Origin of the sequence: Ensifer aridi, from assembly GCF_002078505.1 — a bacterium.
Classification (GTDB): Bacteria; Pseudomonadota; Alphaproteobacteria; order Rhizobiales; family Rhizobiaceae; genus Sinorhizobium; species Sinorhizobium aridi.
Window position 1 is genome coordinate 994 of record NZ_LUAV01000036.1, and the last position, 21,495, is coordinate 22,488.

Genomic DNA, 21,495 nt, shown 5'->3' on the forward strand with positions numbered 1-21,495 from the left:
GGCCTTCGTGCGGCTGGATGTGCTGCCGCTGACGCCGAACGGCAAGCTCGATCGCAAGGCGCTGCCGGCTCCCGACGACGATGCCTATGCGCGGCGAGCCTATGAAGCGCCGCAGGGCGCGATCGAGACGGCGCTGGCGGCGATCTGGGCAGAGCTGCTCGGGGTCGAGCGGGTCGGCCGTCACGACAACTTCTTCGAACTCGGCGGCCATTCGCTGCTGGCGGTGCAGCTGCTCAGTCAAGCGCTCCATCTTGGCCTGAAGTTTAGCACCGCCGATATCTTCCAAGCTCCTGTTTTAAAGGACCTGGCGTCAAAGGTTGATTTGGAGGTACAGGCCAACAAGCTGGGGGCGCTCTGCGTTCGCGCAAAGGGATTACAGCCGCCGCTCTTCTTTGTTCCTACCGGTTTGGGTGACTGTTCCTATGTAGCTAAGTTGGTAATGGACATGGACGTGGATTGTCCCGTCTATGCATTGCCATGGCCGTTTCTTGATGAAGGTGGTGCACCGGCACTTGAAAAAATAGCCGCGGAGGTAATCCTGGCGATCAAAGAAATCCAGCGGCAAGGACCGTATCGCCTTGCTGGTTACTCTTCAGGCGCAATCCTGGCTTATGCAATTGCCGAGCGCCTCCTGAGTCTCCATCAAGCCGTGTCATTCATGGGCTTCATTGATGTTACGCTACCTGTAAATCAATCAGACGCACAGTCCCCCCAAGTGGCACGAGAAGCGGTGCAGGAAGCTCTCGAAGCCGTGGACGATGAGACACTCCAAGTTGACGCTTCTATGTATGAGAGAATCGTACGGTTCCAACGGGCGGTGCAGTCGTATCAAATTCCACACCTGCCAATCGAAATACATCAGTTTTATGCCTCTGAGCCTGTCGTCAGTCGCTGTGCACGAGCTGAAAAAAATGCGAAAGGTCAAGAGGCAAGCTCGCCCATGCGGGGTTGGGAACAGATAATAGGTGCGGCGCGTGTTCATGCCACTCCGATCCCAGGCGGCCACATGACGATGATGAGTGTTCCGGAAAATCGCCGAGTTCTGGCCCGATGGCTATCAACTGCCTTAAACCGCTCACCAACAAAGCCTGCAATTGCAAGTAATCAGGCCCGATGAGGCCAGCTGGCCATGAAGGGAGTCGCAAGCGATCGCGGCGCGTCGAGCCGGCGTCTCCCAGCGGGAACTTTCCTTGCTTTCGCCGGGAAAGCGCGAGGCCCGCCAGTGGCAGTGTAGGCGCAAGGCCAGGAGGATAACAGAGACAAGAAAGGTGACCGCAATCGCCCGTGCGATCCGTACAGCGCCGAAACCATCTGACAGCCGGCCGCAACGCGGAACGAAACCAATGCGCCCAGCTCCAGAAGCAGCAACAGGACTCCGAAACCCGCCTTGCTGAGAGCAAAGCGGGCTATAACGGCTGGTGTGCGAGACGCCCTGTCCCCTTGGGACGCCGTTTAAGGCAAATGCAAAGACGCTGCGCCAGGGACCCGGGGGCATGTCTAAGATAAGGTCATATGGAGGCTTGGCCGGAACATCGGGCCCGGTCAGCGCCGACAGAGTTCTGAAGATTTCAAACTGCCGCCCAACCTTCTTGTTGCCGGATGCACTTAGCGGAGGCATGGAGCTTAGAGGTTACCAGTTTCAGACCTGCGTTATTGAAGGCGCACAATTTGCCATCCTTCAAATCGACTTCGTTCGTCGCACTTCCAGCCAGTATTCCCTCCAAACAGTAAACAGACCGGCGCCGACCACGATCATCGCGCCGGCTAGCATGTTCCACGTCACAGTCTCACCGAAAAAGACCGTCGCGATAGCGCCGCTCAAAACGAGGTGGAGGTATGTGAGGGGCTGAACCTCAACGGCACTGAGCAGTCCATACGCCTTGATGAGAAAATATTGGCTAAGTGCCCCGCAAACACACAGCGCGGTCATTGCGGGCCAGTCGGCCATATGTATAGGTGTCCAATAGAACGGCCCGACGAACGTTATGGCCACGGCTCCCGGGATCCCTGCATACAAGACGCTTGTCACGGCGGAATCGTCCTGGCTGACCGCGCGGGTGGCAATGGAATACACGGCATATATAAGACTAGCAGCTATAGGAAACAGCAGGCGCATATCGAAATGAGCGTTAACGGGGTTTAGAAGCACTAGAACGCCAAGCAAGCCAATGACCACAGGAATGGCACGACGCCGACCGACCGTTTCGCCGAGTATTGGCACCGACAGTATGGTAACTACCAGAGGTGTTGCTCCAAGTATCGCCTGACTCATGGCCAGCCCAGCAGTCGTGAAGGCGAAGATGACGACAACGATCTGGCTCACCAGGAGAAAACCTCGGAATGTCTGCAGAATTGGACGTTGAGTGAATAAGGCGCCACGCAGCCCTACTGGAGAGGATGCTGCAAGAACCGTCACAAACAGCGCAAACGCCCAAAGCCGCATCATTGTCACCATGACCGGTGGATACTTCTCACCAAGTAACTTGGAAAAACCATCCCGGGCAGCGAAAAGTGTCACGGCCAACAGGACATAAACATAGCCCGACGCTTTATTGTTCATGGTGGAGCTTACTTGGTTGATTGAGTTGCCTCGTGACCTTCAGGCCCGCGCGCAGCCAGACATTTGATGAGCTTGGCGGCGATACGACCGGGGTGGCATCAGTATCTATATCCAAAACGGCGATCCTGGCCCCATGCTCCACAAAGGGGTTCAGCTCTGGAGCGGCCAATGCCGCGCTTGCTCATCCGTGCCAATGACATCCAAATCTCCCCCTTTGGTCCGCGCTGGTTGTGGATGCTTCTCGGTCGCGCAGATCCAGGGAACGATTGCTGGCCGAGATCGAGTTTGGCCGTGTCTGCCGGCAAGCAGCCCAGCCGTTTCTCAACAGATGATTTTCAAAGTTCATGCCAATTGGACGAAGGCGCTAAAGAATGAGCTTCATGCTTCTTTTCAGCTACTTAATCAAACATCCAAACAAGCTGGTTGAACAAGGCTCATGTCGCCAAATCGGCAAAGGCGACAGAATTGTCGGATAGCGATCGAGCTCACCGAGCCTGAAACGACCCGCCTACGACCACGGCTCCCACTTTGCTGTTTTGTCGAACCCGCGACACAACCCAATTCCCAAGCGTCCGGTTCTGCTCACGGCTAAATGACTGATAAGCCGCGGGACGTCACGCGTTTCAGGGCCGCCAGCCGGACCTGGAATGAGTTTTGAAGTCCTTGAGGGGCGGCGGGATGGCCGACCGGCATTCGGATGACGGCAGTCGCGATGTTGAGATGGAGACAGCATCACTTAGCGGTGAGTCCAGTGTCACCCACCGATTACGCCTCGAAGCTTGTCGATAAACCACCTAATCTCGTGGAGGATCGACAGATCTCGCAGTGCGGGACGGTCTGCCAACGGATCAACGAGGCAAACGAACCGCCTCCCCCCATCTGACACGCAATTCAAGTATCGCTTGGTGCCGCGGGCGACCTATGAGCGGCGCAAGAGAGCAAAGATACTGTCGCCGGAGGAGGGGACCCGGCTTGCACGCATTGCCCGTGTCTGGAGCTCGGCGCTGGAGGTTTGGCGAGATCCCAACGAAGCGCGCGATTTTCTGTTTCGCGCTCATCCGATGATCGAGGATAGGCTGCCGATCGACGTCGTCATTCAGAGCGAGTTTGGCGCCGAAATGGTGCTCGATATTCTGAGCGCCCTCAAGTACGGCAGCGCTGCGTGACGGCGCAGATTCTCGATCGAACGCTGACCTGCTATCGAATAGGGGATCCAGCGGGAACGTATTCGATCATCGATGGCGACGGGGTCGACAATTGCGCCGGGGCGATGGAATACGCCCGGCAGTCCGCTGATCTACACATCGGAGCACTACTCGACCGCGCTGCTCGAAACGCTGGTCTACGGCAGCGGACGCCTGCCGCCGAACCGGCACTATGTGGAAATCACGATCCCAAGCGGAACGAGCTATGAGGTGCTGTCGCAACCGGCATTGCCGGGCTGGGATTCGATGCCCCCGACCGTCAGCAAGGCTTTTGGCGAGGAATGGTGCCTGCAAAGGCGCAGTACCATCCTGCTCGTCCCAAGCGTCGTCGCGAGACCGGAAAACAATATTCTGATCAATCCTGCGCATCCGCAGTTTCCGCATCTCGCGGCGGGCCTGCATCAACCGGTTTACTGGGACCGTCGCCTGTTTGGTCCGTAACCCGACGGACAGCGCCTTTCTCAAACTGGTCAGCCATTTCCAAAATCATGGTCGACTGCCGAATGAAGCGCATCGATAACGGCCTGGGACTTCTTGAAAGGCGCCAGCAGTTTTTCGGCATAGGCACATTTCATGGAGTTGCTGTTCTTGCGGCCGACGACCTCGCCAGCTTCGCCACGGCAAGTTCCTCTCGTCGATCCGAGGCTTCGGGACACCGATTGACGAAAAGCTTAGCCGTGCCCAATTATGAGCGGATTTCACCTAATCATGAGAAGCCGTCATAATGATCGACCGACAGCATCTGGCAATCCTGAGGGAAGTCAGCCGGCGCGGCAGCGTCACCGCGGCCGCCGAGAAACTGAACGTCACGCAGTCTGCTCTAAGCCATATGGTTGCCAAGTTCGAGGAACGGCATGGCATCAAGATCTGGATGAAAACTGGCCGCGGCCTGCGACTGACGCAGACTGGCGAGTACCTGCTCAGTGTTGCCGAACGGGTCTTGCCACAGATGGAGCACGCGGAGCGGGTGCTGAACGACTTCGCTGTTGGTCGGCGGGGAACGTTGCGCGTCGGCATGGAATGCCATCCCTGTCAACGCTGGCTGACGCGCATTGCCACACCCTATTTGAACCGATGGCCCGACGTCGACTTCGATGTCCGGACTGCCTTCCGCTTCGACGGCGTTCAAGCGCTTCTGGGCTATGAAATCGACCTGCTCATCACACCGGATCCCATCGACGCGCCGGACCTCATCTTCACGCCTGCCTTCGATTACGAGCTTGTACTGATGGTGCACGAAACGCATCCTCTCGCCAAGCGCGCGAGCGTGCAGCCCCAGGACTTGATCGACGAGGAACTGATCACCGTGCCAGTAACTCTGGAGCGGCTGGACATCTACACGCGGTTTCTCGTTCCCGCGCATTGCCGGCCGCGTCAGCATCGCACCGCCGAAACCATCGATCTCATGCTGCAGCTCGTCTGCGCGGGCAGGGGGGTGACCGTGCTTCCGGACTGGCTGCTCAATGAGGATGCCGCTGGTCTGCCGATCCGGGCCCTGCGTCTCGGTGATGCGGGCATCCAGAAGAGCATCAATCTCGGCGTGCGTCGCGGCGAGGAGGCGATCTCCTACATCGACGGTTTCCTGAAGCTTGCAAGCGAAATTGGAGGCTCGCCTGCGGCCTGATGGCAGGGTTAGTCGGCTAGTGCGGATTTGATACCCCGGGCAAAACCGGGCCTGACGGAGCTGATGTGATCCTTTCCAGGAAGCACGCTCGAGGAGATTTGGACACAGTTGTACCCCGCGTGAGCGAAGCCGTTCCTCAAGAAGTTTCCCCGGTCAGTTGGATTTCGGCAAGCTGGGTGCCCGCCAAACGAGCGAGGCCGGGCGTCGCGACTAGGCCTGCTGTCATGCCAGTCGTGGCGCCCAGACGATAGCCCGAGCGTAGGCCGAACCGCCGCATGATGACCGCAGCCGGCAATGTTCCAACGGCGCCAGATTGAGCATACTGACCGGCAAGGTTGCGGCGGCGGGATCGAACGCCAGTTGCTGGCTGACGAGGCCGCCGAGCGAGATGATGATCGGAGAACTGACGCCACCGAGCGACTGTGCTGCCGTCAGAACCCAGCCGTTTGGCGAGGCCGCCTTCTGTTGTTCCGACGCAGTTATGCGGTCGTGGAACCTCTGCTCGACGAGCCCCATGCTGGTTCCTTTCAGCCTTTGTTCGTTGCGAATTTCTGGATGAGGTCGGCGACCGCGGCTGCGGAGGCTTCGACGGCGCCCGCCAGGTAACCGGCTTCGATTGGGCTGGCCTCGCTGCCGGCAAGGGTGAGCCGCTCCTTCCAGGGCCCGGCAACCCAGCCACTTTCCGGGGCACGTGGATGGCCGGCCGAGAACCAGTCTGCGGGCGTGGCGGTCAAGGGGTCGGCGGCCCAGTCCTTGAAGAGCGTTGCCCGCGGATGCGCCGCTTGTTTCCCGAAAAGGCGGGCGAACTGCTGAATGCAACCTTCGGTCAGCGCCTTCTCCCCGATCGTCTTGCGTTGTTCCGCGCCCATGCCGACGAAACCGAACAGTGCTGCCTCGCCGGAGGAGGTCGTTGCATCGTGGATTTCCGCGAGAGGTCCGACCATGCTCTGGGCAGTGCCAGAGAAACCTGCCTCCCGCCAGAAGGGACGGTCATAGACGGCGAAGAACTTCGCATGCGGCGCCATCCAGGTCGGCGTCTGCTTCCAAAGCTGCTCCGTCGCGGAGTCGAGAGCCGGCTCGAACCGGACCGTTGCATTGAGGATGCGAGGTGGCACCGCCGCGATGGCATGGAGCGCGTGCACTCTCTCCTTTTGTCCATCAGCAAGCCGCACGAACAGTGCAACGCCGTCTTCAGTGAGACGCATGCCTGTGACTTCGGCGCCGCAGCGAAGCCGTCCCTCCGCCAGGCTTTCCGCGATCGCCCGGACCAGGGCCGCAGATCCTCCGACAAGCCGTATGGCTTCCGGCTCCTGGGCCAGTCCAGGGTAATGTTTCGGCGACTCCCGTGACATGCGCTCGAAAACGACGTCGCCGTCATTGTTTTGGGGGAAGGTCGGCAGTTCGAGTTCCGCCACGAGATTGGCGATGGCAGGCTGCATCCGCGGCCAGAACCAGGATGGACCAAGGTCGAAGCCGTCCGCCTCCGGTTGGCCTCTCTCGTTCACCGTCTGGATGCGGCCGCCGAGTGTCGCCCGCGCCTCGAACAGCAGGAAATCGATTCCCGCGGCCTGCAGGAGTCGCGCGGCATTCAAGCCCGCCAATCCGCCACCAACAATCGCCACATCCGTATTCATGATCGTGCCTTTCAAGGGAGCCATTCCATGTGAGAGGCCGGCGCGCAGCGCCGCGCCGCTCAGAATGCGCCCGAGGAGCCAGACACGCTGGCATGATTGCTGCGCAGCCGGGCATTGATCCATGTAGCGCGCCGTATCATGTCCTCACTCAAACCGGAAATGGCGTTGCTTCATGGATCGATGAGCCACGCTCATAACAGCTGATGGGGCCCCTGGAGGGCGTCCGAAGAGGCTCGCCGCGGGGGCGCGGCTGGGGAATCTGCTTCCCTGCATTTTCAGTTCGGCATCCGCAGCACATCGGCAGACCGTGCTCCCGAACTGGCTGCTCAATGAGGATGCCGCCGGCCTGCCGATCCGGGCCCTGCGGCGCGGAAAAGCCGGCATCCAAAAGAGCATCAACCTCGGTATACGCCGAGGCGAGGAGACAACATCCTATATCGACGGCTTCCTGAAGCTTGCGAGCGAGATGGGCCCTCGCCCGCGCCCCGATCGCGATGTTAGCGGGCGCCGTGATGCCACAGAGCAAATCCAAGGCTGAAGTCACTACCGTGGCCCTCCGAGTTCGCCCCGCTCGTGACGTGCGAGATGTGACGGCCACGTCGGCCACCCTGGTGAATCCTGTGGGGCAGGCCTTCCAAGTGCCTGGGAAGACCGTTTGTTCGTAATTATGGACGCAAGGCCCCTTTTATGACCAATCAAATGACCAAATCTCGACTTCTTAAAGCCTTATGGTAAAATGAATAGAATTCTGGACACGAGCTTCGCTCACGCCCAATATAATGAACAAATATAGGTGACAAACGTGCCGCGTCAGAGAAGCTATTCAAGAGTCACGCGCGAAGCGCTCGCGATGCTCGGCAAGCTGATCCGCGTCGGCCGGGCCCAGCGCGGCCTTACCGCCCAGGAGCTGGCCGACCGTGCTGGCATCAGCCGGACAACGCTGTCCAGTATCGAAAAGGGTGCGCCGGGGCCCGAGATCGGCACCGTCTTCGAAGTCTGCTCACTGGTCGGCCTGCGCCTGTTCGACTATGACGAGCGCAGCCTGCAGATGCACAACGCCCGCCTCGATGAAAAACTGACCCTGCTGCCCAAGAGTGTCCGCCGCACAGTGAAGGAGGTCGATGATGACTTCTAGAGCGGACGCTACAGAGGCCTTTGTCTGGATGTGGCTGCCAGACGGGACGGAACCGGTGGTGGCGGCCCGCCTCGACCAGGATGGCGAGCGACTGCTCTTCACCTACGGCGCCAGCTACCGGCGCCGCGAGAACGCCATCCCCATCTATGAGCCGGAACTGCCCCTTAAGGAAGGCGTCATCGCGCCCATCAACGGCCTGTCCATGGCGAGCTGTATTCGCGACGGCTCGCCCGATGCCTGGGGTCGCCGCGTCATTATCAACAGGTTGACACGCAACAAGCCCGATGCTGCCGGCGTGCCGGAGATCAGCGAACTGACCTTCCTGCTCCAGTCAGGGTCCGACCGGATTGGTGCCCTCGACTTCCAGGCGTCGGCCACGGAGTACGTCCCCCGCCTTGCCGTGCAAGCCTCGCTCGACGAGCTCCTCGAAGCAGCCGCTTTCATCGAAAAAGGCATTCCCTTGACCCCCGCGCTCGACCAGGCCCTCAATCACGCCACTTCGATAGGCGGCGCGCGCCCCAAGGCGCTGATCGAAGACGGCACGAAGAAGTTCATCGCCAAGTTCGCGGCCAGCAACGACACATACAGCGTCGTGAAGGCCGAATTCATCGCCATGAGGCTGGCAGCCGCTTGCGGCCTGAACGCCGCAACAGTCTCCATGACCCGCACCGCCCACAAGGACGTCCTCCTGATCGAGCGCTTCGACCGCACGCACACAAAGGACGGCTGGACGAGACACGCTATGGTTTCAGCCCTCACCATGCTGGGCCTTGATGAGATGATGGCCCGCTATGCCTCGTACGAGGACCTAGCCGAGCTGATCCGCCACCGTTTCACCGATCCCAAGGACACGCTCAGGGAACTCTACGGGCGGATCTGCTTCAATGTGCTGTGCGGCAACACTGACGACCATGCGCGCAACCATGCAGCGTTCTGGGACGGCAAGATGCTGAGTCTGACGCCGGCCTATGACATCTGCCCGCAGAGCCGTACTGGCAACGAGGCCACACAAGCTATGCTCATCAAGGGCGAGGGCCGCGCCAGTACGCTCGCTACCTGCCTCGCGGCCGCGCCGGACTATCACCTGAAAGAAGCGGAAGCCGCCACACTGATCGAACACCAGCTCACGAGCATTGCCGAGCACTGGCAAGTGATCTGCGATGAAGGCGAACTGAGCCCTGTCGATCGCAAGCTCTTCGCCGGGCGTCAGTTTCTCAATAGGTACGCACTTGAGGGGCTGACTGGTCACACAGCGCTGCAAAACACGTTTCGCGCGGCACGAGAGGCGCTGATCGCAAGCGGGGGCGCTTAGAGATGACAGCGCCTTAGCAGCTCAAAAGACCCGCATGGCGGCCCGTTTGTTGAGTGAGTCGTAGAGGGCGGGGCGACATCGGGGGCCGGGTCATTGGGCTGCTTCTGCCTTGTGGCACCGCCGGCGGTTTGCCTGCAGGCGCACACAGCCTCGTTCCGGGACCAGGCGATATGTTAGCCCGGCCGCAGTGCTTCCGTGACTTGCCGAGGTTGCGGCTAGGCGCACGCACGCAGACCGCGTTGGGGGCATCCCATCGACGGCTGGCACGCGTCGGCAAGGCCACTGCGGTCACTGCCACGGCCCGCAAAATCGCCGTCTTGTTCTATGAGAGCCTGTGGTACGGTATGTTGGATCTCGGGAAAACGGCCGTCCGCCAAACGACCGGAACAAGGATGAAGGCAACAGCCGGCAGCACCAGCCAGTTGACCGTCGTCCACCCGGAACTGTGCAAGAGCGATCCGGCGAAGAACGATGCGCAGGCAACCGTGCCAAAGACCAGGAAGTGATTCGCGCCCTGAGCCTTGCCGCGCTCGGCCGGGCAGTGGCAGTCTGCGACCATGGCCGTTGCGCCGATGAAGCCGAAATTCCAACCGACGCCCAAGAGGATCAGCGCGCCCCAGAAATGCGCGATGTCCCACCCGCCGAGCGCAACAAGCGCCGATGCCCCGATCAGAACAAGTCCTACTGCGGCAACCCGCTCCTTGCCGAAGCGCGCCATCAGCCGACCGGTCACAAAGCTCGGCCCGAACATGGATAGCACATGCCACTGGATTCCGAGCGCGGCCGAGTCGACCGAGTGGCCATGTCCGACCATCGCCATCGGTGCGGCCGTCATGACGAAGGTCATGAGCCCGTAGGAGACGACGCCGGTAGCGACCGCCAGGAGGTAACGGGGCGAGCGAAGAATTTCCCAAAGCGTCCGCCCGCCGACGATCTCCGAATGACTGTTTGCACAAAGCCGCGGTCGGCGAAGGCTGAGCAGGATCGGGATCGCGAGCGCGGCAAGAGCTGCCTGGCTTAAGAAACTCCCTGCGAAGGAGTGTGCGGGGAGTGCCTCGCGCGTCCAGATGACCAGTTGCGGGCCGATGATCGCCGCGATAAGGCCGCCCACCATCACGCGGGAAATGGCTCGGTCGCGGTCAGCTCCTTTAAGGCCGTCCGTCACGGCGAAACGGTAGCTCTGTACGTAAGCCGTGTAGAAGCCCGCAAGGAAGGTGCCGATACAGAAGACGAGGAAGCTCGCCTGGACTATTCCCGTGGTTGCGATGAGCCCGGCGGCGACGCCGAGCGTGGCACCCACGACATAGCCGGTCCGACGGCCGAAGCGGCGCATCATGGCCGCAGCAGGCAGGGTGCCCACCGCAAGTCCGAGGTTCAGCAGGCTGACAAGGTGGCGGCTTGAGGATCGGACGCCAGTTGCTGACCGACGAGCCCGCCCAGCGAGATGATAATCGGGGAATTTGCTCCGCCGAGCGACTGGGCCGCCGTCAATACCCAGATGTTCCTCGCGGCGGTTTCATGCGATTCCGGCACAACTGTCCCGTTGCGGAGCGTCGGATCGACAATCCCCATTCGAGCGTCTTTTCAGCTTCCTGGACATGCAGTCTGATCAGGCCGGCATCTGCAGCACGTCGGGGTGCTGGAGTGGGGCGTCCTTGATCCAGATCTGCGCGCCTTCCGGTCCGGTCATCGCTTCAAGCGACTCACCCGCAGGCAAGCGCCCCCAACTCTGAGGCTCTAACCGTTCGCCGTGATTCGTCATCCCTCCGGCAACAATGAGAAATTCGAGGCCATGAGTTGGACGAGGGTAGCGAGACTGAGGAGAGTGCAAGAGACGCCAGCAGCGGCCATTCCATTGAGCGAGCTGCCGCCTTCGCCTTGCGAACACAACATAAGCGGCCGCGGCCGACCACTCAGATCCTCCTTCGGAGCGGACTGGCGGCCTCGGGTCCAGACTCGCCGAAGCCACGTCTCGGGCTCCTGCCAACTTGCTCCAAATCGATGTCGAATGCCTTACCCAGCAAGGGGCGAGCATCAGTTCACAACTCTACCAGGCGGGTCCGCGCCGTCGGCGCGGACCCCGTTCGCATCGGTCAGAAGTCCATGCCTCCGGGCGGCATCGGTGGAACCGGCGCTTCCTTCTTCGGCTTCTCGGCGACCATTGCCTCGGTGGTAATCAGCAGTCCGGCGATCGAGGCGGCGTCCTGCAACGCGGTGCGGACGACCTTGACCGGGTCGATCACGCCCTGCTCATAAAGGTCACCGAACTCGTTGGTCTGGGCGTTCCAGCCATAGCCAAATTCGGACTTCTCGCGCAGCTTACCGACGATGATCGAACCTTCGGCACCCGCGTTCTCGGCGATCTGGCGCACTGGCGCTTCGATCGCACGGCGAACGATCTCGATGCCGTGCCTCTGGTCGGGGTTCTCGGTCTCAACGCTGTCCAGAGCCGTGACGGCTCGCAGGAAAGCGACGCCACCGCCAGGCAGCACGCCCTCCTCGACAGCCGCCCGCGTTGCATGCATCGCGTCATCGACGCGGTCCTTGCGTTCCTTGACTTCGACCTCGGTCGAGCCACCGACGCGGATCACCGCAACACCGCCTGCGAGCTTGGCGAGACGCTCCTGCAGCTTCTCGCGATCATAGTCCGAGGTGGTCTCCTCGATCTGCGCCTTGATCTGGGCGACGCGGCCCTGAATTTCCGTCTTCGAACCAGCGCCGTCGACAATGGTCGTATTTTCCTTTTCGACAACCACCTTCTTGGCGCGGCCGAGCATCTCGAGCGTGACGTTCTCAAGCTTGATTCCGAGGTCCTCGGAAATTGCCGTGCCTCCCGTCAGGATGGCGATGTCTTCGAGGATCGCCTTACGGCGGTCGCCAAAACCAGGAGCTTTCACGGCAGCCACCTTCAGGCCGCCACGCAGCTTGTTGACGACGAGCGTGGCGAGCGCTTCACCCTCGACGTCCTCGGCGATAATCAGCAGCGGTTTGCCGGATTGAACAACCAGTTCGAGAACTGGAAGCAGCGCCTGCAGATTGGACAGCTTCTTCTCGTGGATGAGCACATAGGGCTCCTCCAGCTCGACGCGCATCTTGTCAGGATTGGTCACGAAATAAGGCGAGAGGTAACCGCGGTCGAACTGCATGCCTTCCACGACCTCGAGCTCCGTGACCGCGGTCTTAGCTTCCTCGACCGTGATCACGCCTTCATTGCCGACCCTTTCCATCGCCTCTGCCAGGAAGCGGCCAACCTCCGTGTCACCATTGGCCGAGATGGTGCCGACCTGGGCGATCTCATCGTTTTTGGTGACTTTGCGGGCGTTCCTCCGCAGCTCCTCGACCACCGCGTCCACCGCCTTGTCGACGCCACGCTTGAGGTCCATTGGGTTCATGCCGGAGGCGACCGCTTTCGCTCCTTCCCTGACGATCGCCTGCGCGAGAACCGTTGCCGTGGTGGTGCCGTCACCGGCGATGTCACTGGTCTTCGACGCCACTTCGCGCACCATCTGGGCGCCCATGTTCTCGAACTTGTCCTCGAGCTCGATCTCCTTGGCGACAGTGACGCCGTCCTTCGTGATCCGCGGAGCGCCGAACGACTTGTCGAGTACCACGTTGCGACCCTTTGGGCCCAACGTCACCTTCACCGCATTGGCGAGAATGTCGACGCCGCGCAGCATCTTCTCGCGGGCTTCGGTATGGAATCTCACTTCCTTGGCAGCCATTATTGTATTCCTTCCTGGGTCAGAATTTCTTGTCTGGCATGGGTCCGGATCGGCACTAGGCTGCGTTTCTCGCTGCGGCGTCGATCTCGATCACGCCCATCACATCGGATTCCTTCATGATCAGAAGCTCCTCACCATTGAGCTTGATTTCTGTGCCGGCCCATTTGCCGAACAGAATGCGGTCGCCGGCTTTGACGTCGAGCTCGACGAGCTTGCCGCTGTCATCGCGCGCGCCCGGGCCAACGGCGATGACCTCGCCTTCCTGCGGCTTTTCCTTCGCCGTGTCGGGTATGATGATGCCCCCGGCCGTCTTTTCCTCGGCTTCAATGCGGCGCACCAGGATGCGGTCATGTAAGGGACGGAATGTCATGTTGCTCTCCTCGTCGACAAACAGATTTTTAGAGGATCCTCGGCGCCGCATCCGATGCGAATCCGACGCCCGCACGATGTTTTGGCACCGCGCCAATCGATCTGGTTTCTGGCGTTTCGAGTTTCAAGAGGGCGACAAAATTTTTTAGCACTCCACCACATGGAGTGCTAAAGCCATGATTTGGCGCCACGATTTGGGCCGATCTCTGATCTAATGGTCTCGGCTCCACCTCTTGACGCGACGCTCTAGACTCCCCCGGGAGATTATTTTGGACCAATCGTCACGGATAGGGCTCATCGCACCAACTCCAAGCTTGGAGGGTGAAGCACAGGCATCTTCCCGTGACGGCGGCGCCATTGGCAAGCAACCGTCAATTGAGGGTAGTCCACCCGCAGATCCTTATTGGGCGGGTAGGACTTTAGTCCAGCGCCCGGTGCCAAAGGTCCGAAGCCGGTTGCAAAATAGCTTTACCGACGCACAATCGGAGGTAATCGAAAACACGCACGGACTGTTGTTTCTCACCCAGTCCTAGCCAGTTCTATCGGGGTTATTAGTTATGGCGATGTTGGAAAGTAGATGGAAAAATCGAATTTCCGATCTCGCTTGGGGCGTCACATCCGGTCCCGGGTCAACGGCAATCTATATAGCAGCCGCCATGTTGATTGCCGCTTTCGCGAGCGCAAAGACAGGCATTCCGGGATACATACTTGTGGCGGCAGCGGTTGTGTTGGTGCTGTTCATCGATCCCTCGGAGAAGATGCGAAGACACCGACCACGGCGGCGCCCGCGCCGATGAAGATTGCGGGTCCAGATCGGGAAGCCCGACGCGGTCCCGTGATGGGTCCCCAGAGCGAGGCCCCGATAGTTTCTTCTAGGTAACAGCGCTCTGGGGCTTCACCATCTGGAAGCGCGCTTGGCGCTTCCCGGTACCTTGCGGCACAGAGCCGGGCTGACAACACCCGACCCCTTTGCTCTTCAGTGCCCATTCGGGATCGATCTCCGAAACTAAGCGGCGGAATGAACGTTAAGATTAAAGCAAGAAGGAGACGAGCCATGAAACTCATGGCCATAGCTGCCGCCGCCGGCATGGCGTTCGCGGTTCTCGCCGGGAATGCAGTGGCCGATCCTTGGAAGGACGAAAGCGGCCATGGGCGCTGGCATTCCTACGGCTACCTATGATGAACCCCGCTACGAGCGCAGAGCCTACAAAGAAGAATACCGTCGCGGCCGCTGCAAGATCGAGCGCAAGTGGGACGATGACGAGTATAAGGAAGAGATCAAGTGTAAGCGCGGTGCTCGACCGGTCTACGGATATTATCGGTGGTAGGAAGGTCGCCGAACCGCTCGCGAACGGGATCTCGATATAAACCGTGGCAGGCCTGTCCTTCAGGCTTTCGAAGCTCACATCATTCCCGCTGACACTGCGCTGGATGTCTTGGTCCTTCCATTCATACAGCTTGCTGCTCAGGGTCTCCTGCAGGACCTTCAGTCCACGCTGCGCATCCTTCTCAAGAATGGCGCGCGCCGCGTCGGCAGATGGCGGAAAGGCTTCCATCTCCCTGGCGATTTTAAGAAGATTGACACCCTTCAGGGATGCCATTTGGCAGACAGTTGCCAGTGTCCGGCGGTGCGGCGGCGCCTTGTAGCGTACGAACATGATGACCGCCGTCATGAAGCCGACCGCGTCTTCGGCAAAAAACGACGGCGACTTCGGATCACGCGGGAACATTTGCTGCGCGATGGAGCGCGCATCTGCCTCCCGGCGCACCCGACTGACGGGATCAAAGCGATGGACGGGCTTGCCTGAACCTTCGTCCAGGGGAGCGATCCAGTACACCGGCCCCAACCTGCTCCGCCGTTGCGAGGTGGCCTCGAACAGCTCTCCCTTGGGGTCCAACACAACGCAGCTGCCCTGATAGCGCAGCAGGCTGGTATGATCGTGGTTTTGCCCTTTCCCGATCGTGTCGGGGCGATGGTCAGGAGATGACCGTCACCATCCCAATGGACAAAGCCGGCTGGGGTGGCCTCGGCGTCGTCGCTGAACGTTCCAAGCAGGAGGGACCGTGGACTGTCAAAATGCATCCCTGTTCCGAAGGTATGGCTGGAGATCCGACGAAGACGGCCATTTGGCCGAGCCGTAAAGCGGCGGCGGATCGATAAGCTGGCGCTCGCGCTCCCGGCGGTCGGCAAGATCACGCTTGGTCCGCTCGATAATGGGTCGTGGATCGCGGCCGGCACGGACTGCCGCTTCGACCGCATCGGCGACCTCGGTGCCGTAGAGTTTCTCGGCCCGACGCCTCGCCGAGCGGGCCATCAGGTGTCGTCCCGCCTTGAGACCCCATTGTCCCCATTTTAGCGCGCTTCAGAAATCGCGTTCGAGATCACCGAACGGATCAAACTTATTAGTCACACTCTTGCCCCAGCTCAACTATGGCGAGAATAGCAACTAAGCCTAGAAAATCAACGGGATTCAACGCACGGTGAACGCTACCGCAAGGAAAGCCAAATGCATAAGGGCGGAACCGCCATGCATCGAGGCTGCCATGAACACCGCTCACGCGTGAACACGCGCGGTGGGCATGAACAAGACAACAGCCGTATCCACGGCTGACGCAAACCGGTCACAGCCTCCGGAACCGGAGGCGTCAGCTGTAAATGCGTGTTGAAGCGACCGAACGGGGAGCGGGACAAACACAAACAGAGATCTTGTCACGCAGATGCGAAGCGTCCCATAGTCCGCGCAGCAAAGGGGGAGACATGCCGACCGTCTTTTTTTCATATTCGCACGCAGATGAGGGGCTGAGGGATCAGCTCGAAAAGCAGTTGTCCATGCTCAAACGACAGGGCGTGATTGAGACCTGGCACGACCGCCGCATCGGCGCCGGCGAAGATATCCATCGTGCGATTGACGATCACATCAATACGGACGACATCATCCTGCTGCTCGTCAGCGCCGACTTCATAGCCTCGGATTACTGTTACGACATCGAAATGCAGCGTGCGATGGAGCGCCACCACAGCGGTGAAGCCATTGTCATTCCCGTCATTCTTCGGGCATGCGACTGGCACCACGCGCCGTTTGGAAAGCTGAATGCGGTTCCTCGGGACGGCAAACCGATCACGCAATGGCCCGATATCGACGAGGCCTTCCTGCAAGTCGCCAAGGCCGTGCGCGAAGCAGCTGGGCGGGTAACCCGAACGGTCTCGGCTCCGCCTGCACGGGCCGCTGCGGCTGCTGCGCCTGCGGCGTCGCCAGCTCCTCAATCCCTCGGCCCGCGGTCGAGCAATCTGCGGCTCGCGAAGAGCTTCACTCAAAGGGACAAGGACCAGTTCAAACACGACACGTTCGAATACATTGCCCGTTTCTTCGAGAACTCCCTTAAGGAGCTTGGCGAGCGAAACGCCGGTCTCGAGGGCGTTTTCCGACGGGTTGACGCGAACAGGTTCTTCGCCACAATCTACCGCGACGGCAAGGATGTGGCACGGGGCACCGTCTATCTGGGTGGGGAGACGTGGGGACGAGGCATCAATTACGTTCACGGTGAGACGACCAGCAGCAATAGCTCGAATGAGTCCCTGAACGTCGAGGCCGACGATCAGACGCTCTACTTGACAAGTATGGGCATGGCGTCGTTTGGGCGGGATCGCGATCAGAAACTTTCACAAGAAGGGGCCGCCGAACTGCTATGGGCGATCCTTATCGCCCCTCTTCAGGGGACGCGCTATTAAGGGAAAGCATATGCTGTCACCGAATGAATTCACGATCGGCACGCTGGGGAGCGCCGCGCCTCTCAGCCTTATCCTGCCACGAACGAAATACGAGGCGACCATGCTGGTCGGCCATGTCGACAAAGCGCCTGCGGCTGTCTTTCTTTCAGGAGAGTTCGCTTTCCGATACTTTCCGAGTACGGCAAACGACAGTTGGCGAGGCCTTATTATTCCGGGTGTCCGTGTAGAGGTGGACGAGACCAGTGTCTTCGATCCGGGCCAAACCTCGGCTCCCTTGGGCGCGGCTATCCGAACCGATACGCGTCTTGCCATACGGGTAAAGAGCGAGCATTCCCTCACCGGATCATCCGCCGTTACGCTTCACGACGAGCTGGCATCGGCCGGAGATCTTGGCGCGGGGTTCACGAAGTGGCAGATCGCCATCGGGGAGGGACCGACGAAGCGGGTGCTCTGGCAAAAATCCGACGAGGGTGAAGCCGCTAAATCATCCGCCTGATTTCGGCGCCCAACGGCGCCAGGTCGCCGCTGAAGCTCCGGATCATGGCGTCCAGAAACCGCTTCGGCTCCAGCTTGCTCTCGTCGAGCTCGTACCCCGCATTGCGGGTGAGCATCGTCAGGAAGACCAGTTGGATGCGGCCGTTGCCTTCGCGAAATGGATGAATCGCGTTGATCTCCGCGAGAAACCAGCTTGCGCCTTCGGCGAAGGCATCCTTGCTTTCCGTCCTGGCAAGGTGGTCGCGAGCGGCCAGTTCGGCAAATAGGCGATTGGCTTCCCCTTCAATATATTCCGGATAGCAAAACCAGTTCTCACCCTTGCCGGTGCGGATAGTCCGTGTTTGCCCGGCCCATTCATAAACGTCCTGGAAGAAGTGTCGGTGTAACGCGCGATAGTGGGCGAAATCCAGATTGCCGTCCGGAAGCGCTTCCCGCGCACGGGAATCGAACATTAGTTGCTCGAACTCATCCAGCTCGTTCTGATCCTGAATATCCGCCCTGTTGCGCAGCACATGGGTGCCGGGATAGCACAGCGGATCTTCGACGGCATTGTAACGGACCACCCGTCAGCCCTTCTTAAAGGCCTTGACGATCTCGCTACGGTAGGCGTCACCCTTGAGGCCGCTCGCGGTCAGCTTCTCCGAAAGCGCCTTTGACGCGGCATTCATCGTCAAGCCTTCGACCTGGGCGAATTTCGCGGCCTTCTTGCCGCCAATGGGCTGCGTCACGAACTTGCCTGTCACGGCCGAGCGGGCTGTTTTCAAATCTTTTTTCATGACTCACCTTACCATCGTCGCGGAACGGTTGCCTACTTCTTTATGGCGTGCCGCAGGAACAGGTCCTGCCAACTGCCTTGGCCGGTATTCCGCCTCGCTCCTGTGCTTTCTGACGCAGAACACCGCTTGCCTGAGGGGAAGGTGAATTGCCGAGAAATCCGCCGGTCGCCGGCGGCTCACTCGATCGTCGATCGAAGGCTAGTTCTCACCCGTCATGGAATTTCTTCTGGAGCTTAGGATGGGTCTCGCCGTGTTTCCCGCCCTGGTCGATACCCGTACCCCTGCTGGCCGGATTGGTCGCCAAACTGGGCTGATCCGTGCCGCGCTCAATGGACCTTCCGCCGCAAGCGGTTTCCCGAGAACGCCATTGCCCGCGCCCCGTGGTGATCAGCCCTGACATTCGGCGAATACCAACACACCTAAGGCTCCCACCCACGAAATCTTCCATGTCGGTGGAATTACGCCGGATGCTGGATAGTTGGAGCCTGGCGATGTTGTGCTGGCGACGACGACCGACCGAGTTGCCCGCGATCCGTTGGACCTGCTGAATATTCTCGATGCGGTGAAGGCATCCGGTGCCGGCATGAGGCTTCTGGACGAGCCGTTCATCGACACCACGTCTGAAATGTCCGACCTGATTCTGTTCATCGTCGGCTGGGCGGCCCGGTGGCCTCGCAAGAGAATACTAGAGAACACGGCGCATGGCCGTGAGCTGGCGCGTCAACGCGCGGTGAAATTCGGACGGAAGCCCAAACTTGGACTGCGTGAAAGGGAAGAGATTGCTGGCCGCCGGGCGCTAGGTGAGCCATGTTCGCAAATTGCAACGGCTTTTGGAGTAAGCGAGAGCACGATATCGCGGATGCCCAAATGGCTGAACTTAGGGTGATTTTTTGCAACCCATCCTCTTCCGCCACTTTAACAAAGGTCTATTTCACCGTCACGCGAGGCGAGCCGTGCCGTCGTTGTCTCCTTCAAGTTTCGCTTCCCGCAAAAGACGCGTACATCCCATTTGACAACTTATTGTTTTAATGCACATATGCCCCAAGTTTCGGGGGTTTTTTGAGGGCGTTTGAATGAATCCCTTGCTTGGAATAGCGATTGCATTGGTTCCTGACCTCGTCAGATTGCTTGCTGGAGACAAAGCCGGGGCGTTTTCCGAGAAGGTAGCCAATGCCGTCAAAACGGTGACCGCGACCAGCGATGACAAGGCGGCGCAGGCTAAAGTTGATGCTGATCCCGCGTTGAAGGCGCAACTCCAGAAGGAGCTTGCCGACATTGCGTTGAATGAGACTAAGGAACAGAACCGAGCCGAGGAAGCGAAGCGCGGTATCGAGCTTGAGACCTTGAAGGAAAAGTTTTCCGAAGCAGCACGCGAGCGAGAAGACTCCATGGCGCGTTTTCGGGAGGAAATGCAGAGCATCCAGGCTGCCAGGGCCTTCTATAGTGACATCGCGCGTTCGGGTAGCGCTGTTGCTTGGGTCAATCCGGCGCTTTCGGTTGTAATCACATTTGGCTTCCTGGCGATCGTATATCTGCTGCTGTTCAGCCCTCCCGCTGAGACAAAGGACAACCAAGTCTTCAACATTGCCCTCGGCGCACTTTCCACGGCCTTTGCCACTGTGATCGGTTTTCATTTCGGTTCATCTGCGGGATCGAAACAAAAGGACGTGAATACAGCAATACTGGCTGAGCGAGCGGTTCAGAGGGAAGAAGGCCGAGGTCCGTCTGGATCGGCCGAAGGGGGTCATGCACGAGAAACTGCAGCGAGGGCAGGGGAAAGAGGTGCTGCAACCGCTTCAGGTCTGGGTGAGCTCTTCGATCGTAAGGCTGCAGGCATCATCGAGCAGCTTATGGCGGATTTTGCGATCACGGATTTTCAGGCTTGCGGAGTGTTGGGTAACGTCGGCCACGAATGCGATGGTTTTCGCCATTTTCAGGAAATCGGAGTACCGGCGCCAAACGGTGGTTGGGGCTGGTGCCAGTGGACAGGGCCGCGTCGCAGGGCATTTGAAGCATGGGCATCAGAGCGAAAATTTGCTTTCGACTCAGACGAAGCCAACTACGGCTTCTTGGCTCATGAGCTGAACTCTTCCGAGAAGAACGCTCTGGTTTCTCTCAAGAAGGCTGGCAACTTGGAAGAGGCAACAAAGATTTTCATGGAAAGTTTTGAGCGGCCCGGTGTTCCTCATCTGTCCAATCGTCTGATTTGGGCAAAACGGGCGATGAAAGCCTACCGGGGGGCGTAAATGGGTATCGTGTCTGGCGCCGATGTTCTTTTCAAGCTCGCCCTTGCTGCGATTGCTGCTTATGTCAGCTACCAGTTTAGTGCGTTTAAGCAACAAAATGAGGATGTGAAGCTAGTCGTCGAGCTGGCATTTGCCAGCGAACCTCGTACTGCCACGGCTGGTGTTGTCCTGGCGGGCAAGTATGCCGAGTTGGAGCGTATCCCGCCGGAGCTTTACGCTTCGATTGTTGCTTCAGCAAATGTCGGCAACAATGCCAATCTCCGCGAAACCGCAAATGTGGGTGCCGATTCTCTTGCACAAAGAAATGAGGCAGTTGCAAAGCAGGTTACGCAGGCTCTCGACGCTCTGCCCATCCGTGTGTATTTCCACATTAGCCGAGAAGTCGACCGGGCCAAAGCAAAGGAAATCGAGACACTCCTGGAGGACTCGGGGCCTTCGTTCAGTTCACAACCAGTTATTGTTCCCGGAATCCAGTTTATCGACGCACCGAAAACACAAACTGAAGTGCGTTGCTTTAAGAAAGAAGAATGTGATCTCCTGGGCAACAGACTGCTAGAATTCCTCAAAACGAACAAGGTGCCCGCAGCGCTCAAGAACCTTAGCGCGACCTACCAGAACTCAACTCGCATCCGTCCGAATCATTTCGAGGTGTGGTTTGGCCCCCTTTCTTAGCCGAGTTACGGCCAT

General features: G+C 59.5%; 18 protein-coding genes and 6 pseudogenes. 13 read left to right on the top strand and 11 right to left on the bottom strand.

Annotated features, from left to right (window positions below):
• Positions 1-1,117, top strand: a 1,117-nt coding sequence (locus tag AYK65_RS33570; RefSeq protein ID WP_275531697.1) for a thioesterase domain-containing protein, incomplete at its 5' end; no start/stop codon positions are given.
• A gap of 561 nt (positions 1,118-1,678) precedes the next feature.
• Here AYK65_RS33570 and AYK65_RS27605 read toward each other — a convergent pair.
• Positions 1,679-2,560: a DMT family transporter gene (locus tag AYK65_RS27605; RefSeq protein ID WP_081162367.1), complete on the bottom strand. Its 882-nt coding sequence runs from the start codon at positions 2,558-2,560 to the stop codon at positions 1,679-1,681.
• A 764-nt stretch (positions 2,561-3,324) separates the two neighbouring features.
• Here AYK65_RS27605 and AYK65_RS27610 point away from each other — a divergent pair.
• The 3 genes and pseudogenes from AYK65_RS27610 (at position 3,325) to AYK65_RS27620 (ending at position 5,389) form a co-directional block, all read left to right on the top strand.
• Positions 3,325-3,726, top strand: a complete 402-nt coding sequence (locus AYK65_RS27610; RefSeq protein ID WP_081162370.1) for an antitoxin Xre/MbcA/ParS toxin-binding domain-containing protein — start codon at positions 3,325-3,327, stop codon at positions 3,724-3,726.
• Positions 3,723-4,206: pseudogene (locus AYK65_RS27615) on the top strand (RES family NAD+ phosphorylase). The gene AYK65_RS27610 and the pseudogene AYK65_RS27615 overlap by 4 nt, the downstream one beginning before the upstream one ends.
• Positions 4,207-4,489: 283 nt before the next feature.
• A complete protein-coding gene (locus AYK65_RS27620) occupies positions 4,490-5,389 on the top strand; it encodes a LysR family transcriptional regulator (protein WP_081162372.1) in 900 nt (299 codons plus the stop codon).
• Between the two features lie 222 nt (positions 5,390-5,611).
• Here the strand turns inward: AYK65_RS27620 and AYK65_RS32820 are convergent, their stop codons facing one another.
• Both AYK65_RS32820 and AYK65_RS27630 read right to left on the bottom strand, forming a co-directional pair.
• Entirely contained in the window at positions 5,612-5,905 is a 294-nt protein-coding gene (locus AYK65_RS32820; protein ID WP_081162375.1) for a hypothetical protein, read from the bottom strand.
• A gap of 11 nt (positions 5,906-5,916) precedes the next feature.
• Complete coding sequence (locus AYK65_RS27630; protein ID WP_081162446.1) at positions 5,917-7,023, bottom strand: flavin monoamine oxidase family protein; 1,107 nt, start codon at positions 7,021-7,023, stop codon at positions 5,917-5,919.
• 850 nt (positions 7,024-7,873) lie between these two features.
• Between AYK65_RS27630 and AYK65_RS27640 the strand changes: the two genes are divergently transcribed.
• From AYK65_RS27640 to AYK65_RS34045, 3 genes and pseudogenes are all read left to right on the top strand, one after another.
• Positions 7,874-8,158, top strand: coding sequence for a helix-turn-helix transcriptional regulator (locus AYK65_RS27640; protein ID WP_081162449.1), 285 nt, complete (start codon positions 7,874-7,876; stop codon positions 8,156-8,158).
• On the top strand, positions 8,148-9,470 hold the full coding sequence (locus AYK65_RS27645) for a type II toxin-antitoxin system HipA family toxin (protein WP_081162379.1): 1,323 nt from the start codon (positions 8,148-8,150) through the stop codon (positions 9,468-9,470). Before AYK65_RS27640 ends, AYK65_RS27645 begins: the two co-directional genes overlap by 11 nt.
• A gap of 209 nt (positions 9,471-9,679) precedes the next feature.
• Positions 9,680-9,817: pseudogene (locus AYK65_RS34045) on the top strand (IS110 family transposase); the annotation flags it as partial.
• On the opposite strand, the pseudogene AYK65_RS27650 reads toward AYK65_RS34045, so the two are convergent.
• From AYK65_RS27650 to groES, 4 genes and pseudogenes are all read right to left on the bottom strand, one after another.
• Positions 9,793-11,042: pseudogene (locus AYK65_RS27650) on the bottom strand (MFS transporter). The pseudogenes AYK65_RS34045 and AYK65_RS27650 overlap by 25 nt on opposite strands.
• A 37-nt stretch (positions 11,043-11,079) precedes the next feature.
• Positions 11,080-11,262 (bottom strand): annotated as a pseudogene (locus AYK65_RS33765) (cupin domain-containing protein); the annotation flags it as partial.
• 301 nt (positions 11,263-11,563) lie between these two features.
• Positions 11,564-13,192, bottom strand: a complete 1,629-nt coding sequence (gene groL / locus AYK65_RS27660; protein ID WP_081162381.1) for a chaperonin GroEL — start codon at positions 13,190-13,192, stop codon at positions 11,564-11,566.
• Positions 13,193-13,247: 55 nt separating this feature from the next.
• Positions 13,248-13,562, bottom strand: a complete 315-nt coding sequence (groES, locus tag AYK65_RS27665; RefSeq protein ID WP_028002895.1) for a co-chaperone GroES — start codon at positions 13,560-13,562, stop codon at positions 13,248-13,250.
• Between the two features lie 1,053 nt (positions 13,563-14,615).
• Here groES and AYK65_RS27670 point away from each other — a divergent pair.
• Positions 14,616-14,889, top strand: a pseudogene (locus tag AYK65_RS27670) (hypothetical protein).
• Between the two features lie 36 nt (positions 14,890-14,925).
• Here AYK65_RS27670 and AYK65_RS33385 read toward each other — a convergent pair.
• Positions 14,926-15,522, bottom strand: a pseudogene (locus tag AYK65_RS33385) (type IV secretory system conjugative DNA transfer family protein); the annotation flags it as partial.
• Positions 15,523-15,633: 111 nt separating this feature from the next.
• A complete protein-coding gene (locus AYK65_RS33390; RefSeq protein WP_244560127.1) occupies positions 15,634-15,876 on the bottom strand; it encodes a hypothetical protein in 243 nt (80 codons plus the stop codon).
• A 443-nt stretch (positions 15,877-16,319) separates the two neighbouring features.
• On the opposite strand from AYK65_RS33390, the gene AYK65_RS27680 reads away from it, so the two are divergent.
• Both AYK65_RS27680 and AYK65_RS27685 read left to right on the top strand, forming a co-directional pair.
• A complete protein-coding gene (locus tag AYK65_RS27680) occupies positions 16,320-17,291 on the top strand; it encodes a TIR domain-containing protein (protein ID WP_081162383.1) in 972 nt (323 codons plus the stop codon).
• Positions 17,292-17,301: 10 nt separating this feature from the next.
• Positions 17,302-17,787, top strand: coding sequence for a hypothetical protein (locus tag AYK65_RS27685; protein ID WP_081162385.1), 486 nt, complete (start codon positions 17,302-17,304; stop codon positions 17,785-17,787).
• Here AYK65_RS27685 and AYK65_RS27690 read toward each other — a convergent pair.
• Positions 17,771-18,349 carry a Fic/DOC family protein gene (locus tag AYK65_RS27690; protein WP_028002888.1) on the bottom strand — a complete coding sequence of 193 codons (579 nt, stop codon included), beginning with the start codon at positions 18,347-18,349 and terminating at the stop codon, positions 17,771-17,773. The genes AYK65_RS27685 and AYK65_RS27690 overlap by 17 nt on opposite strands.
• Positions 18,350-18,352: 3 nt before the next feature.
• Complete coding sequence (locus AYK65_RS27695; RefSeq protein ID WP_081162388.1) at positions 18,353-18,562, bottom strand: hypothetical protein; 210 nt, start codon at positions 18,560-18,562, stop codon at positions 18,353-18,355.
• 478 nt (positions 18,563-19,040) lie between these two features.
• Between AYK65_RS27695 and AYK65_RS27700 the strand changes: the two genes are divergently transcribed.
• The 3 genes from AYK65_RS27700 to AYK65_RS27710 all read left to right on the top strand — a co-directional run bounded on the left by AYK65_RS27700 (position 19,041) and on the right by AYK65_RS27710 (position 21,480).
• A complete protein-coding gene (locus AYK65_RS27700) occupies positions 19,041-19,448 on the top strand; it encodes a recombinase family protein (protein ID WP_081162391.1) in 408 nt (135 codons plus the stop codon).
• Positions 19,449-19,635: 187 nt separating this feature from the next.
• The gene (locus tag AYK65_RS27705; RefSeq protein ID WP_081162393.1) at positions 19,636-20,808 is read left to right on the top strand and encodes a phage tail tip lysozyme; all 1,173 of its coding nucleotides are present in this window, start codon (positions 19,636-19,638) and stop codon (positions 20,806-20,808) included.
• Positions 20,809-21,480, top strand: coding sequence for a hypothetical protein (locus tag AYK65_RS27710; RefSeq protein WP_081162396.1), 672 nt, complete (start codon positions 20,809-20,811; stop codon positions 21,478-21,480).
• Positions 21,481-21,495: the final 15 nt, after the last annotated feature.